The 15,338-nt window shown below is 38.8% G+C and carries 14 protein-coding genes; all 14 read right to left on the reverse strand.

The window, feature by feature from the left end:
• Window positions 1–7: 7 nt before the first annotated feature.
• The 14 genes from RS889_RS19340 to rfbD all read right to left on the reverse strand — a co-directional run bounded on the left by RS889_RS19340 (window position 8) and on the right by rfbD (window position 15,326).
• Window positions 8–1,024, reverse strand: coding sequence for a lysylphosphatidylglycerol synthase transmembrane domain-containing protein (locus tag RS889_RS19340; protein ID WP_315708412.1), 1,017 nt, complete (start codon window positions 1,022–1,024; stop codon window positions 8–10).
• Window positions 1,024–1,800, reverse strand: a complete 777-nt coding sequence (gene rfbF, locus RS889_RS19345; RefSeq protein ID WP_021014462.1) for a glucose-1-phosphate cytidylyltransferase — start codon at window positions 1,798–1,800, stop codon at window positions 1,024–1,026. The genes RS889_RS19340 and rfbF overlap by 1 nt, the downstream gene beginning before the upstream one ends.
• 12 nt (window positions 1,801–1,812) lie before the next feature.
• Window positions 1,813–2,796 carry a glycosyltransferase family 2 protein gene (locus tag RS889_RS19350; protein WP_021014461.1) on the reverse strand — a complete coding sequence of 328 codons (984 nt, stop codon included), beginning with the start codon at window positions 2,794–2,796 and terminating at the stop codon, window positions 1,813–1,815.
• Window positions 2,793–3,626, reverse strand: a complete 834-nt coding sequence (locus RS889_RS19355; RefSeq protein WP_315708414.1) for an NAD-dependent epimerase/dehydratase family protein — start codon at window positions 3,624–3,626, stop codon at window positions 2,793–2,795. Before RS889_RS19355 ends, RS889_RS19350 begins: the two co-directional genes overlap by 4 nt.
• Window positions 3,623–4,705, reverse strand: a complete 1,083-nt coding sequence (gene rfbG, locus RS889_RS19360) for a CDP-glucose 4,6-dehydratase (RefSeq protein ID WP_315708415.1) — start codon at window positions 4,703–4,705, stop codon at window positions 3,623–3,625. Before rfbG ends, RS889_RS19355 begins: the two co-directional genes overlap by 4 nt.
• A gap of 94 nt (window positions 4,706–4,799) precedes the next feature.
• Window positions 4,800–4,919 (reverse strand): IS1 family transposase, encoded by a 120-nt coding sequence (locus RS889_RS23910; RefSeq protein ID WP_425475089.1) that lies wholly within the window; start codon window positions 4,917–4,919, stop codon window positions 4,800–4,802.
• 1,091 nt (window positions 4,920–6,010) lie between these two features.
• Window positions 6,011–7,021 carry a hypothetical protein gene (locus RS889_RS19370; protein WP_315708416.1) on the reverse strand — a complete coding sequence of 337 codons (1,011 nt, stop codon included), beginning with the start codon at window positions 7,019–7,021 and terminating at the stop codon, window positions 6,011–6,013.
• A gap of 134 nt (window positions 7,022–7,155) precedes the next feature.
• Window positions 7,156–7,992, reverse strand: a complete 837-nt coding sequence (locus RS889_RS19375; RefSeq protein WP_315708417.1) for a class I SAM-dependent methyltransferase — start codon at window positions 7,990–7,992, stop codon at window positions 7,156–7,158.
• Window positions 7,993–7,999: 7 nt separating this feature from the next.
• On the reverse strand, window positions 8,000–9,295 hold the full coding sequence (locus RS889_RS19380; protein ID WP_315708418.1) for an ABC transporter ATP-binding protein: 1,296 nt from the start codon (window positions 9,293–9,295) through the stop codon (window positions 8,000–8,002).
• Complete coding sequence (locus RS889_RS19385; RefSeq protein ID WP_290183053.1) at window positions 9,295–10,080, reverse strand: ABC transporter permease; 786 nt, start codon at window positions 10,078–10,080, stop codon at window positions 9,295–9,297. Before RS889_RS19385 ends, RS889_RS19380 begins: the two co-directional genes overlap by 1 nt.
• A 14-nt stretch (window positions 10,081–10,094) precedes the next feature.
• Entirely contained in the window at window positions 10,095–11,456 is a 1,362-nt protein-coding gene (locus tag RS889_RS19390; RefSeq protein WP_315708419.1) for a phosphohexomutase domain-containing protein, read from the reverse strand.
• Window positions 11,453–12,883, reverse strand: a complete 1,431-nt coding sequence (locus tag RS889_RS19395; RefSeq protein ID WP_290181628.1) for a mannose-1-phosphate guanylyltransferase/mannose-6-phosphate isomerase — start codon at window positions 12,881–12,883, stop codon at window positions 11,453–11,455. The genes RS889_RS19390 and RS889_RS19395 overlap by 4 nt, the downstream gene beginning before the upstream one ends.
• 1,003 nt (window positions 12,884–13,886) lie before the next feature.
• A complete protein-coding gene (gene rfbC / locus RS889_RS19400) occupies window positions 13,887–14,447 on the reverse strand; it encodes a dTDP-4-dehydrorhamnose 3,5-epimerase (protein WP_315708420.1) in 561 nt (186 codons plus the stop codon).
• Window positions 14,448–14,453: 6 nt separating this feature from the next.
• A complete protein-coding gene (gene rfbD, locus RS889_RS19405) occupies window positions 14,454–15,326 on the reverse strand; it encodes a dTDP-4-dehydrorhamnose reductase (protein ID WP_315708421.1) in 873 nt (290 codons plus the stop codon).
• Window positions 15,327–15,338: the final 12 nt, after the last annotated feature.

The following is a 15,338-nucleotide window of genomic DNA, read 5'->3' on the forward strand; positions in this document are numbered from 1 at the left end:
TATAAATTTATGAAACAGGTCTTGAGTGAAGAGACCTGAATAATTCAGGCTTCATTAAAATCGCAATTGCACCAGCCAATGTCGTTGGTAACCATAATGCCAAATGGGATAAAATTGCATAACTCCCCGCTTGGGTGGCAGTACCACCGAGCATCGATACTGCAGCGAAAGCAGCTAAATGGAAAGGCCCCACATAACCAGGTGATGATGGTACTAAGGTTGAAAGTGTAGCTATTGACATAACAACCACAGCTACAGCTGGCGTTGCATCGAAATCGAATCCAACTAATAAGAAGTAAAATAGACCGGATTCGCCAACCCAGACAAACATAGAAATGATTATTATAGAAAATAATACTTTTGGCCGTGACATAACCTCAAAGCTGGATAATAGGCCACTAGCCACTACTAATAGCTTATATATACGATCAGGACCTTTAGAAGATGCTCTTCTGCTGGCTATATGATTAATATACTTGGCTAGAGACCCGCTAAAGAGAAACCCCAAAATGAGGGCCGTTCCACCCACAACAGCCATTGTGACTGCAGATTCCGCGATTAGTGGTGGAAGATGAGTCCCACTTAATGTTAACAAGCCAATTGCCAAGCATCCCAATAGTGTCATCAGGTCAATTAACCGTTCCATAATCAGACTCGTGGTTGCTATTGTTTTACTTATTCCCATTACTGACGGGAAAACAAATGCGCGAACTACATCACCAAGACGCAATGGCAGTACGTTATTTAGTGCAATAGAGCCAAGAAATGGTGCTGCGCAAATGCGCCATTTTATATTAGTTCCTGTTGCACTCAGCATCATTGCCCAACGAAATATTCTCAGAGAATAACCTAGGGCAAGAGAAGCTATTCCCATAGTCAGGTATTCCCATTGAAAACTTTCCAGTGCAGAAATAACTTCCGCAATATTGATCTGACGAACAATAATTACCAAACACAGAACCGTAATCGTAGGTCCAATAAGGTATTTAGCCCAATTACGTTTCTTGTTATTTTCAGTCATCATTAAGAATTCCACACTTGCCATGGGGCGTTACCTTGACGCCATAAATACTCAAGCTCCCGTTTGTCACGGAGGGTGTCACAAGGTTGCCAGAAACCGGAATGCAAGAAAGCCGCTAGTTGATTATCTCTAGCCAAGTTAACTAGAGGGGCTCGTTCCCATGATGTTGCATCGCCTTCAATATAATTAATCACCGAAGGTTCGAGGATAAAGAAGCCGCCATTAATCCAACCAATTTCATCACTTGGCTTTTCTTCAAAACTCGTCACATGATGGTCTGAATTCAGGTTTAAAACACCAAAACGACCCGGAGGCTGGACAGCCGCTACTGTCGCAAGTTTGCCATGGCGTTTATGGAATGCGATTTCTGCTGTAATATCGATATCGGATAAACCATCGCCATAGGTTAAACAAAAAGTTTCGTCACCCAGATATTTTGCAACGCGTTTCAAGCGGCCACCGGTCAGAGTATCTGGACCTGTATCTATCAGGACAATATTCCAGTCTTCTGATTGGCTATTCAATATCTGGTGTTCACCTGTGCCAAGGTTAATACGCATATCAGCCAAATGATGATGGTAGTTAAAAAAGAACTCTTTTATGACGTAGCCTTTGTAACCCAGACATATAATGAAATCGTTAATACCATGATGAGCATAGGTTTTCATGATATGCCAGAGCAATGGATGCCCCCCAATATCTACCATAGGTTTTGGTTTAGTATCTGATTCTTCTGCGATACGAGTACCTAAACCGCCAGCTAAAATAACCGCTTTCATGTAATTACCTATTTAAAATTTTAGTTCAGATTGAGGTAAATTAAGACTTTTCTCAATCGTTGCAATGGGTTCAGCTCTGAGTAACAAATATATACGCAAAATGTACTCACCTATTATTCCCAACAGAAATGAATTAAGCCCGATACCAAATAATACAAGTATATGAATACTGGCAAGTCCACGAGGTAGCTCAGGGTTGAATAAACGTAAGGCTACATAATAAAGAGCACCTAACAAACTAATAGCCAAGATAATAGAACCGAGAAATGATGCAGCGCGAAGTGGAACGGTGGAGTGGTTAAATACTGCAGTTAATCCTAAGCGGACTAATTGTGATATATTAAACTTACTTTCACCAGAGATTCGTGGTTCTCGTTCATAGGCAATCCCGGTTTGGTTGAAACCTAGCCCAGCAATCATTCCTCTCAGATAAGGACTATAAGTCTTTATCTTACATAAAGCATTAATTACCTTTCGATCAACTAAACGAAAATCACCAACATCTCTTGGGATTGGATGATCACTGACTTTGTCAATTAACCAATAACCTAGCTTACGGAAACCATTCATTAACCATCCCTCAGGGCGTTTTTCCCTGATACCATAAACAACATGATAGCCTTGTTTCCATAATTCGAAAAAAGACTCCAGCATTTCTGGTGGATCTTGTAAGTCGGCATCAATTTGCATTACAGCATCACCTTTAGTGTGCATATAGTTTGCAAGAATTGAGCGTTGAAACCCATAGTTCTTAGAAAAACCGATAGCTTTTACTCGAGGATCTTTCGCTGCAAGTTCGCTTAACAGTTCCCATGTCTTATCATCAGAATGATTATCAGAAAACACGAACTCAAGGTCACATTTCTCGCTCATTTTATCAGCGATGTCACATAACCTTGAATATAAGGCTGGAAGGCTTTCTGCTTCATTAAGAACAGGAATTGAAATAGAAATCAGTGGTTTTTTATCAGAAAAATTATTTTCTTCCTCTGTCATACCAAAAACTCCCTATTCAGTAAACATTTTTTTAAATAGATCAAAATACCTGGAAGCGTGTCTCTAAACTCAATTCCATTCAACTCACTCGGCCGATGGGATATAATTCCATAGTTATCATCTTTGGGTTCTAAGTATGCCCCAATAGACAATAACTCTTCCAGAGAAAGCGCTTGGAATACATAATTAGCAATATCTTTTAACTTTACTGACTGCCCATGGCTTAAATTAAAAACCCCATAAATACCGTTATTTATTAATGTATGAATTGCTTTTACATCATCATCAATATGGTGATATTCTCTTAATTGGTTTCCTGGGGACATCTCAAATATTGATTTATTTTGTAGAGAATCATACAGTTGACCAAGAAACATAAATGGACTTGGCAAACCTACGCCATATAATGTATGCATTCTAATATGCAATATATTTTTATTTATACCAGACAAATTTGATATAAAGCTACCGAGCATAGCTTTGCTATTTACATATACGTTCCCAGTCGAAATAAGTTCCTCCATTATAGTCCCGAAAGTAACAACTTTGAGTCCTAAATGAGATGTGGCCTCAATAATATTTTTTGGTAGTAAATAGTTAACTTTTAGAAGTGCTTCTTGTGATAATTTAGGATCAAGTAGCCCTGACGCTATAAAAATAACAGAGTTAGGCTCGAATCTGTCTTCGAAATAACGAGTAATATCACCTCGACAGGACGTTACTCCCCAGTTTTCATAGAGAGAGCGCTCTAAAACTGTAATATTCTCTAGCGGGTAAGATTGATATATTGCATTGCCTAAGCGACCATGACTGCCTATTAAGAAGTTCACTCTTTTATACCCTCACGCCACGCATTTATTTGTTTGAGAGTTATTTCTCTGGCACAAGAAGGATTTTTATAATAATCACGATACCATGCTGATGTTTCTCTGATAACACGTTCGGTATCCCATACTGGGCACCATCCCAGCAGGTTACGGGCAAGAGAACTATCTAACGCTAAGCTACCAGCTTCATGTAGTGGATTATCCATATAATTTAATGATGGACGCTCCCAATTTAAGCACATGAGTTCCAGTACATCACGGACAGAATATTGTTTTAAGTCTTGCGGCCCTATATTCCAGGCTCTTGCATAGTGTGCTGGTTTTTCAGAAATTAAACCTGACATCAGAAGTATATAGCTATGGGCAAGAGCAAGTACATGTTGCCACGGCCGTATTGCATCGGGATAACGTAAGGTTAGTGAGTTATTTTCTACAACAGCTCGAGCAAAATCAGGGATAAGTCGATCCTCAGACCAGTCCCCGCCACCTATAATGTTCCCGCCTCTGGCAATCGCAATAGCTGGACCTTTACCTTCAGAGAACGGATATGAGGCAGCAAAGCTTTGAATAATCATTTCAGCGGCAGCCTTAGATGCACTATAAGGGTCTTTCCCACCGAGTGGATCATTTTCACGATATGGCCAAGGCCACTCATTATTTTTATAAACCTTATCGGTTGTAATACATAAGATGCCTTTGACACTTTTTACCATACGGGCTGCGTCTAGGACATGTGCAGTGCCTTGCGCATTGACTAAAAATGTTGAGACAGGTTCTCGATATGACCGACGTACTAAAGGTTGAGCTGCAAGATGGAGGATTAAGTCCGGTTCAAAAGCTTCAATAGATTTGAAGATTTCGTCATAATGGCAAATATCACCGAATGTGGTAGGAATATCGTCAGCTAAGCCAAGACAATCAAACAATGCGGGAGATGTCTCTGGTGGGAGTGAGAAACCCGCAACGTTTGCACCAATAGACTTTAACCATAAGCAAACCCACCCTCCGGTAAAACCGGTATGACCAGTGACCAGTACCTTTTTACCAATGAGTGACTTTTCAAATTTTAGCTCGGTAAGCACAATAGGTAATTACTCCATCTTATTGGTAATGATGCATATTTAAATTATATCAGATAACTTTGTTATGGGGTTCTTCAGATTTTGAAAAATATAGCTATTTCCGATAAAGGCGAGCCAAGTATAGCCTGAAATTCAGATTGTACCGCTCAATCCGCGGTGTGCAACGCTTACTAATAACATAAAATCCCCCCATCAAGGCAACAAACTCATACATTAACCAGCCATCTGTTATCCATATCGAATATCAAAAGAAAATAACTTCGATAATAGTCGGGATAACGCTATAGTTCTTCCAACATTTAGTCGTACCACACAATAGTGTTCTCTGGTTGATACTACCAACGGGAGAACTATTATAAAAAAGCATATTTCACAGAAATTCAGATCCTGCAGGTATTGAAAAAAGTTGAAGGTAACCGTTGAAATGTCAATTCACTAGTCAGATAAGGGCCCTTGTCTGCTAGTGGTACTATCTGCATCGGAGGCAGGTTGGTATACTCCGGTTCGTTACATACCATAACTATCTGATGCTCTTCTTCGGCAACCAGTTTATGGGCAGGCACTAGACGCACTGCCGTGGTTCGGCGCTTTTCAGTCTACCCGTTCCAGCACCGTCAGTTGCTCAGACTGAGACCACCTCCCGACAAGCGAAGACCAGGAGCATATTCGAGAGTAGAGGGCAGTCGTCCTCTTTCTCCTCACTGTAATGTTGATTCAGCTTTTTCTCAGTACTCTTCGGCATATCGAGGCTCATCACAGAACAAGGTTTTTGCTGAGTAACCATTGCAAGTACTGGAACTGATTTTAACCATGTTTTTCTCGTGACTAAGATGGAGGTGAGATCGGCAACGAGCACCTTAAGTTATTTTGGTCCATAATTTACCTGCCCATGTAATAAAGATGAACATATCAAGAATAGGAAATTACACAATTTTAATTATAGGTTCTGAAAAAGCCCTGCATACCCTACCCCGATCTAAATTCTTATTATTTATCTCAATCATTTTAGTATAGAAGAAACTCTTTTTATTATTATTTTAAAAAATATTTTAATTTCCCCTACAATGTATTGTTTTATGAAAAATTATTTATTTGTAGCATTATAAATAATAGAGTCTATTCTTTCTACTCTCACATGTACATTTTAGCATTTAACTTTTAAACTCTTAGAGACCGTTATTATTACATCCGAATTGACCATATATTCAACCTTCCTCAAATACTATTATTTATTCATTTTTGAATAAATAAATAGGAATAATTCCATGAAATGTCTTTTTATAAAACGTAGTGGGGATGTTACTTTCAAGACCTGCTATTAAGCAGCGCATTAACATGTTGTTCACTGCGTTCTAACTCTATCAAATAATGATTATTTCGCTCCTCAAGGTTAGAAATTTCATCCTGTATAGTTTTAATTACGGCATATATTTCCTGCTCTTTAGTATTAATTATGGTATATATTTCTCGTTCCTTGGTAATATACCCCCAAGATTCATACACATCCCTCAGATAATTATCTGGAACAGCTACCGATATATTAAATGGACTAGAGTACAAATCTATATTAAGGAATTTATTAACCCAAAACTCACGATCATCAAGAAGAGATTTATAATTTACTGCAACGCCATATTTCCTGGCTCTATCATCTAAATTAACAGATTCAACTCCAAAATAGGGTGATTCTGTATTTACAGATGAACTTATTGCACAGCATTTATCTATAGACTCTGTTATTAAAAATTTATAAAAATTTTTCTCTGATACAATTTCCGCGCCATATCGTTCTATAATTATTTGATCAACACTTTCATCGGTCAAATTAGGGTGTGGGCGATATATAACTCGCGGATAATCTCTGGCTAAGGCATCAATCTTATCGAGATAAGACGTTAATTTTTTAAATTCGCCATCGAAATAGATGCTCTTATCAATTGGAGTTTGGCCAAATATTGCTAACGTTTTTTCTTTTTTTATTGATGTTGAATTAATAGATGATTTAATTTTATTGACACAAAAATCGATTAAACCAGTGCTTGCCGCATGATTTGAAAGATCATAGTCAAATGATGTTGTAACGTCAAAATATAAATCATCTAAGAAACGTATAGGATGAATAGAAAAATTAACCCATGGTATTTTATTTTCAGAAAAATAATTTATGTCTGCATCAGAAATTTCAAAACCAATAATAGCCGTATTAGACAAATCTAGATTGGCAATTTCTGATACTCTATTTTTATCAATGGACTCCCGCCATACCTCAAGCCAATCAGATATGCTTACCTTCTTATTTACCTCACTTATATACATAGAGGCTGTGACGTTAACTTCTTTAAATACAGGAGAAAAAAAGGCGGAATAACCGCTCTATATTCACATCTTGGGCACCGCGATTCACATCACCAATAAATAAGACATTCATTAATTATTTCCTGTTTTCATTACTATATTTGGCAAGTATTGAATCTTATAAATTGTATCTTTTTTTCAAGAATGTAAATATTAACCTGACCAAACTGGTTTTCCACAAGTTTCATTTCATCCATAGGTAATAACTGGAATGTATTTATTCCATCTTGTTCAAATCTATAAACATCTTGACCAAACCATTTTACAAGTTTCACTTCTGGAGGAAGCATTTCTATAAATTTAGAATGTTTATAATGTCGGAAATGAAATTTATGAGGATTTTTCTCTAAGGAATGAATCTCATCATTAGGCACTGAAATAAATGCAGTACCACCAGGTTTCAATGAACTGATGATTTCATTTAACATCTTTTGATCTTCTTCTACATGTTCTAATGATTCAAAACATGTGACGAAATCAAAAGATGAAATGGGTAATTTAAACGGAAAAAGTTTGTGGCTGAAATAGTTATTTTCTTGAGTATAACACTCATTTGCTAGTAATATTGCTTCCTCAGATCCATCCAATCCAATTACCGTAGCTCCAGGTATATTTTTAGATATAATATAAGTACCATATCCATTTCCACAGAACACATCGGCAATATGAATAGAAGCGTCTTTTTTACAATCAGCTATATACTCAACAGCCATATAATATCTATTGGTATGATCTGATCTAATATCATCCAATTCTCTTCCAACTTGTCTTTCGCCACTTGTTAAAGAATAATCTTTATCCGTATCACAAGAAGCCTCTATATATTTATCATCATTAGAATGATCATTCGTAACCGAATCATTATTTTTATCATGAGTATTTATTGCTTCATCGGTTCTACCAACAAGGATTTTTTTAATAAAATTGATCATATTTAACTCACTTAGCTACTTTTATTTTTTCAATATGGATATCAGCATCAGCAAAAATATATCCACCAAAATTTCTTTTCAGTAATTCGATTTTTGGCGTTACCGTTATCACTTTTGCACAAAAAACTCTATCATAGAATATGATCGAATAGGGGTCTGGTTTGATACCAATATCTATACGAATTTCACCTGACGCTAAAGGAAACTTCATTTTCCATCTAATTACAATTAATTCTCCCTTATTTACTGCAGGTAAAAAATAGTCATAGTAATTTGAATTACACGCTACCAATGGATAGCCTGTTTTATCAGCCATTAATAATCCAATAGCGGAACCAGCTTCTACGTCATTATTAGCTTTGATATATGCAGAAAACTCTACAAGCTCACCTTGAGTACAGTTTGTAATTTGTACTCCTTCACGATTTTTTAAATCAAATTTTAAAAACTGTAAATGAAATGTACCAGTTTCAGAATCCAGAGAGTATTTTCTCAAATTTTTATCTTCTTCGATTATTTCACTCCCTATGTCATTTTCTATTTTAGAAGTAACTTCATCTTTCTCTTCTCTATCCAATCCAAGAAGATCATTTTGAAATAAATCACATACTTCTGATACATTTGAAAATTGTTCTAATCTTCCATCTTTAATATATATAGCTTTATCACAAAATTGCCTAATTTGATTAATCGCATGGCTAACAAAAAGAATAGTCGTCCCAATGTTTTTCAAATACTCCATACGCTGCATACATTTTGCTTGGAAGGCTATATCACCAACACTTAATGCTTCATCAATAATAAGGATGTCCGGTTTTACACAAGTTGCGACTGAAAACGCTAATCTAGACTGCATCCCACTAGAATATGTTCTTAATGGCTCATCAATATATGATCCTATATCAGCGAAGGCTTCTATTTCGGGCATTAACTTGGTTATTTCTTCTATGCTTAGCCCTTGCAACTGCCCTGACATGTAAGTATTCTGACGACCGGTAAAATCAGGATCAAACCCCATACCCAGTTCAAGCAAAGCTGCTACTTTACCGTCAGCTCTAATAGATCCTTCGGTCGGCTCTGTTGTGCCGGTAATCATCTTTAGCAACGTGCTTTTGCCAGCACCATTTTTCCCAACGATTCCAATAACCTCTCCAGGCTCAATATCAAAATTAATATCTTTTAAAATCCATGTCAGAGTGTGCTTTTGTACAGGAGTTAAGCTAATCCATTCAATTAGTCTTCCCCACTTATTATGATATTTTTTGTAGGCTTTACCTACTCCTCGAACTGATATATTTGCCATTACAATTCATCCACCATCTCGCCCACATGTTTTCTAAATAGATGCATGCCCAAAAAGCACATCGCAATACTAATAATTGTTACTAATATTAAGCCATCCCATTTTGGAACCTGTTTTAAAACAAAAATAGACTGAAATGCAGAAATGATTGGAGTCATAGGATTGAGTGATATTATCTTCCTTATGTTTTCTGGCAGTGCATTTATTGGATAAACAATAGGGGTAAACCAGAACCAAAATTGAAGAATGATATTAAATAGCTGTCCGACATCCCTAAAAAATACATTTAAAACGCCCAATGTGATGCCTAATCCAATTGAAAAAATGCATACTATGATTAGTACTGGAATAAAAGAAAAATATACAAAACCAGGATTTTCTCCACTAATAAGTAAAAAAACAGTGAACAGAGAAAATATAATAATAAAATTAATTAATGCATTAGCTACTACCACAATCGGTAGGCACATTCTGGGGAAACTAACTTTCTTTAGTAAGTTTGCATTATCAATAAAAACATTTTGAGCCCTACTGACAATTTCTGAAAATAATCCCCACGTCAGCACACCAGAACATAAATAGATACTATAAGCATACGTATCGTCAATTCCAGCAATTTTTGCTTTCATTACATGTGAGAAAATTACAGTATACACAATGATCATCGCCAGAGGATTTAGTACCGTCCATGTGGCTCCCAATAATGAATTACGATATTTGCTCTGAAATTCGCGCTTAACATTGCCGAGAATAAATCCCCGGTAATTCCACAACGCTCTCAACATTATGAGTGGCATACTTATCCTTTAATCAAGTGATCTATTTCAGCAACCTTTGCCCATACCAGCCCTGGCTGAGCCTGGGTTTCAATGTTCAGGCGCAAAAGAGGCTCGGTATTTGAGGTACGGACATTAAGACGCCAACCTGGCATATCCATACCAAGACCATCAGTGCGATCAATACTAACAACCTCAGACTTAAAGGTTTCTTCAATACGAGCAATGATTTCTTTAGCATTGGTAACTTTATAATTAATTTCACCACTACATGGATAAGCTCGCATACGAGCACCAACCAATTCGGACAACATCGCTCCCTTAGAAGACAGTAGTTCAATAACCAACAGCCATGGAATCATACCGCTATCACAATAAGCAAAATCACGAAAGTAATGGTGAGCACTCATTTCGCCACCATATATGGCGTTTTCAGCGCGCATACGCTCCTTGATAAAAGCATGACCCGTCTTGCACTGTACTGGTGTACCACCAGCTTCCTTCACCATCTCAATGGTATTCCAGGTCAGACGTGGGTCATGGATAATCCGGGCCCCTTGGTTTTTAACCAGGAAAGCTTCAGCCAGAAGACCTACGATATAATAGCCTTCAATGAACTCACCATTTTCGTCAAACAGGAAGCAGCGGTCAAAGTCACCATCCCATGCAATGCCTATATCAGCCTTATGCATCTTGACAGCATTAGAAGTTACGGAACGGTTTTCAGGCAATAGCGGATTAGGGATTCCATTTGGAAAATTACCATCCGGCTCATGATGAATTTTGATAAACTCAACGGGAATCTGCTGTTTCTGCAGCATCACTTCAATCGCGTCCACTACATGCCCGGCAGCACCATTACCTGAATTGACCACCAGCTTCAACGGTTTAATTTTTTTTACATCAATATAAGACATTAGATGATCGACATACTCATCCACCAGAGACAATTTGGTATAACCCCCTCTCTGATTCACAGTACAGAACTTACCCAGCTCAACTAAATCACGTATATCATTCAGCCCTGTATCACCACTAATCGGGTTGGCTCCACGGCCGACCAATTTCATTCCGTTGTAATCCATAGGATTATGGCTGGCCGTCACTTCAATCGCCCCATCCACATCTAGATGAAAAGCAGCAAAATAGATCTCTTCTGTTCCCGTTATGCCAAGATCAATAACATCAGCACCAGCATCCCTCAATCCCTCAGACAATGCTGATTTTAGTTCTTCACTACTCAGACGAATATCACCACCTATAGCCACTTTTTTCGCCTGCATGTATTGACCAAAAGCACGCCCAATTCGATAGGCAAGATCTACATTCAGTTCATCACCCAAACGGCCACGAATATCATAGGCCTTGAAGCAAGCTAATGTCATTGGTGAACACTCCCATTTTCATCAAATCTAACAATATCGTCGTCCCCCAGATATTCCCCACTCTGCACTTCAATCATGATGAGATCGATAACGCCTGGATTTTCTATTCTGTGTTGTTCACCTGGAGGGATGTAAGTGGATTGGTTCGTGGAAAGGAAAATATGCTTATTACCGTTGACGATCCTTGTCGCTCCAGCCATTACGATCCAGTGTTCACTTCTGTGATGATGTAACTGCATACTCATCTTCGCGCCAGGTTTGACAAGAACACTATTGATCTTGAAATTGTGTCCTTGTTCCAACACTGTCGATGTGCCCCAGGGTCGATGAACCGTTCGGTGAATCTTGTAGGCTTGATGCCCCTTGTTTTTGAGCTGGTTATAGATAGATTTTACATCCTGACCGCTATCCTTGCTTGCAACAAGCAAAGCATCCGGGGTATCGACAATGACCAGGTTATCGACACCTACCGCGCCAATCACACGCTCATCAGCCTTGATATAACAGTTAGTTGCATTATGCGTCAGTATTTCAGCATCACCTTCTATGGCATTACCATTCTCATCTGGCACGATTAATGCCCCAAGCGCCGTCCAGGAACCGATATCACACCAGCCAATATTGCAGGATACAACGGATACCTGTCTGGATTTTTCCATCACTGCATAGTCGATGGAAATATCTTCAACTTGTGAGAATGTATTCATATCTAACTCAAGTTGAGTCGCCCCACCACCTTCAAGCCTGCGAGACAGGCTCATGCTATGCTTAACATCTGACAGCACCTGTGGACACAACATTTCCATTTCTTTAAGGATAGTTCCACAAGAGAAACAGAACATACCGGAGTTCCAAAGGTATTTCCCCGACTCAAGATATTCCAATGCTTTGTTATAGGAGGGTTTTTCAACAAAATGCTCAACCAGGTTACCCCGATACTTGATATATCCATATCCGGTTTCTGGTTTTTCCGGCTGAATACCAAAAGTAACTAATCGAGATTGTTTCGCAAGTTGAGAAGCTTCTGATACAGCCTGTATGAATGCAGTATGATCTTTTATCAGATGGTCGGCAGCCAGAATCATCAGTACGGCATCATCACCATATTTTTGATGTGCCAAAAGCGCCGCTGATGCAATTGCAGCGGTAGTGTTACGACCAACAGGCTCCAAAATATAAGAGATGGGAACGGTTCCTTTGTACACCTCAGAAAATGCATCAACAGCTTTAAAAAGAAGTTCCTTATTCGTGACGGTAATGATCTCCTTAACACCATCAAATGTTAGAGCACGCAACAGAGCCTTTTGAATCAGACTACTTCCGTCGGCCAAACGAATAAATGGTTTCGGGTGTTGCTCACGAGAAACTGGCCAAAGCCGTGATCCACTTCCACCACACATGATCACGGGAATAATCGTTATTGACAAAGAGACCTCCTGCCCTTATGGGTTTCTCTTGCACCATAAGGAATGTAATTACATGAAATTTTCCTTAAAAATAGTAACAACAGATAAAAAATACTAGTTTCAGGCAAAGCTACCGCACGAAAGTAGACACTCTCGATGCAAATATATTGTACAAATTTTGCTTTTGGTATTCACCAAATCACCCTAGGCCAAATCCCCAAGACAGTGTGCGGGTTGGTCCTTTTCACACTACATCTACATTTATTACACGGTAATGATCAACACTCGCGCAGATGTATCTTTCTTACATTTACTCCAAGGTATCATCGCGCCATCAGACCGAATCAACGTGTCCGGGCATGATATTGACTACCTAAAAATTTCTATCGATTATACGCTGATGCCATCATTACCATTTGCTTTATCAGTATCTATTCCATGGAGATGGTATTCACAATGAAACGTAACGCAGAACAAGAATGAAATCATGGCGCATAGTCGTCCTACGGGCAAGTTCGACAGCATAGAAGGAGTTTTTTCAGACGTATCCCAAAGGGACGAAGCCACTTCAAGACAATGTTTCGTTGTTCCCTTATATAACTGTAGTGTCATTCTGGGCACCGATTTAGGAGCATTGAAGTAGTCAATAAAAATTGGCCTTGGCTTTTTAGTCATTTTCAGAATCTTTCCGATTCATTGGATATGAATCCATCGTGGTATTGGCAAGGATGGTGTTGGTTGTAATTACCAATAATATAATTATAGTGCTCCCATTTAAGCCAGACATTTCACCACAAGTATTAAGACGAAGGGGCTGACAGGTATTTAGCCCACCCTATCAGCACTTTTCGAAGTATAATACTAGCTCATTGATGTGAATTTTGTGGAAATCCCTCAGCCCATAGTGTGCTAACAAATGTGGCCGTTACATGAATACCGTGAACAGATGTTAGTGACCAATCACCCGTATCCGTTTTTTGTGAAGCAACGACAACGATCGCAATTAATGTGCCTAAATCAGCACTCAAAACAATTTGGCTTCAACACCACAAATACTATTGAAATATATACCTTTTTTATCTTTTTCGGATAAAACAGGAATTCCTGTCAACGGCCATTCAATACCAATATCAGGGTCATTCCATAAAATGGACTGCTCAGCATTGGGATTATAATAATCAGTACATTTATAAACGAATTCGGCTTCATGACTGGTCACATAAAAACCATGCGCAAATCCTTCAGGAATCCAAAGTTGACGCTTGTTTTCAGCAGAAAGGTAAACACCGGTCCATTGACCAAACGTGGATGACGATTTACGTATGTCAACGGCGACATCGTAAACTTCACCAGAAATAACACGCACCAACTTACCTTGGGCATTCTCAGTCTGATAATGAAGACCGCGTAAAATGCCTTGTCTCGATTTTGAATGATTGTCCTGAACAAAATTGCAAGGGCGTTTTACTACCATATCCTCGAATTTTTTTTGCTGCCAGGTTTCCATAAAAAAACCACGTTCATCACCAAATACAACGGGTTCAATAATTTTTACATCAGGGATTTCAGTATCGATAACGTTCATAATCTATTATTTATATGCATGAATATTATTTAGTGCCAGTTGCCAGTTACTCGGTTCGATACCAAATTGTGCATTGACCTTCTGGCAATTCAAACGAGAGTTTACCGGCCGTTTCGCCCGGGTTGGATAAGCCGAAGTGGGAATTGATGTTAGAACAGGGATCGTCTGCAGGACGGATTTTTCCGCTGCATGAGCAAAAATTGCTTGAGCAAAATCAAACCAGCTTACATGAGGCATACCAGAGAAATGGTAAATTCCCCATTCCGGAATTTTACCTGTTTCCAGGTAGTCCACCATTTTGATCAAAGCACCCGCGATATCACCCGCATAAGTTGGGCCACCAAACTGATCACCGACAATACTCAGTGCCTCGCGAGTTGCCCCTAAGCGCAGCATCGTTTTAACAAAATTATTGCCATGCTCACCAAATACCCAGGCAGTTCTCATAATTAAAAACTTATCAGTCGCTGCCGCCACCGCAAGTTCTCCGGCAAGTTTACTTTTGCCATATACGCTCTGCGGATTGCAGGGCATTGACTCATCATAAACAGATTCACTGTCACCATCATAGACATAGTCGGTCGAGATATGCAGCAACACCGCACCGATTTTTTTTGCCGCTTCGGCAAGATAGGCTGGCCCATCACGGTTTATCGCATAAGAGAGATCTATTTCATCTTCGGCTTTATCTACAGCAGTATGTGCCGCCGCATTGATAATGTAGTCAGGCTTGAATTGCGTAATAGCACGAGCCACCGCTACTTTATCAGTGATGTCCAGTGCATTCCGATCTACGGCCAACAGTTCGGCCTTACCGGCCAATTTAGAGACCAGACAATGTCCTACCTGACCACCACTACCTGTAATTAATACTTTCATGATTTCCAATCC

Origin of the sequence: Brenneria uluponensis (assembly GCF_032395385.1) — a bacterium.
Lineage (GTDB): Bacteria > Pseudomonadota > Gammaproteobacteria > Enterobacterales > Enterobacteriaceae > Prodigiosinella > Prodigiosinella aquatilis.

Coding starts and splice junctions, on each gene's coding strand:
- RS889_RS19340 (WP_315708412.1), bottom strand. CDS start 1,024: ATGATGACTGAAAATAACAAGAAACGTAATTGGGCTAAATACCTTATT.
- rfbF (WP_021014462.1), bottom strand. CDS start 1,800: ATGAAAGCGGTTATTTTAGCTGGCGGTTTAGGTACTCGTATCGCAGAA.
- RS889_RS19350 (WP_021014461.1), bottom strand. CDS start 2,796: ATGACAGAGGAAGAAAATAATTTTTCTGATAAAAAACCACTGATTTCT.
- RS889_RS23910 (WP_425475089.1), bottom strand. CDS start 4,919: ATGTATGAGTTTGTTGCCTTGATGGGGGGATTTTATGTTATTAGTAAG.
- RS889_RS19370 (WP_315708416.1), bottom strand. CDS start 7,021: ATGTATATAAGTGAGGTAAATAAGAAGGTAAGCATATCTGATTGGCTT.
- RS889_RS19375 (WP_315708417.1), bottom strand. CDS start 7,992: ATGATCAATTTTATTAAAAAAATCCTTGTTGGTAGAACCGATGAAGCA.
- RS889_RS19380 (WP_315708418.1), bottom strand. CDS start 9,295: ATGGCAAATATATCAGTTCGAGGAGTAGGTAAAGCCTACAAAAAATAT.
- RS889_RS19385 (WP_290183053.1), bottom strand. CDS start 10,080: ATGTTGAGAGCGTTGTGGAATTACCGGGGATTTATTCTCGGCAATGTT.
- RS889_RS19390 (WP_315708419.1), bottom strand. CDS start 11,456: ATGACATTAGCTTGCTTCAAGGCCTATGATATTCGTGGCCGTTTGGGT.
- rfbC (WP_315708420.1), bottom strand. CDS start 14,447: ATGAACGTTATCGATACTGAAATCCCTGATGTAAAAATTATTGAACCC.
- rfbD (WP_315708421.1), bottom strand. CDS start 15,326: ATGAAAGTATTAATTACAGGTAGTGGTGGTCAGGTAGGACATTGTCTG.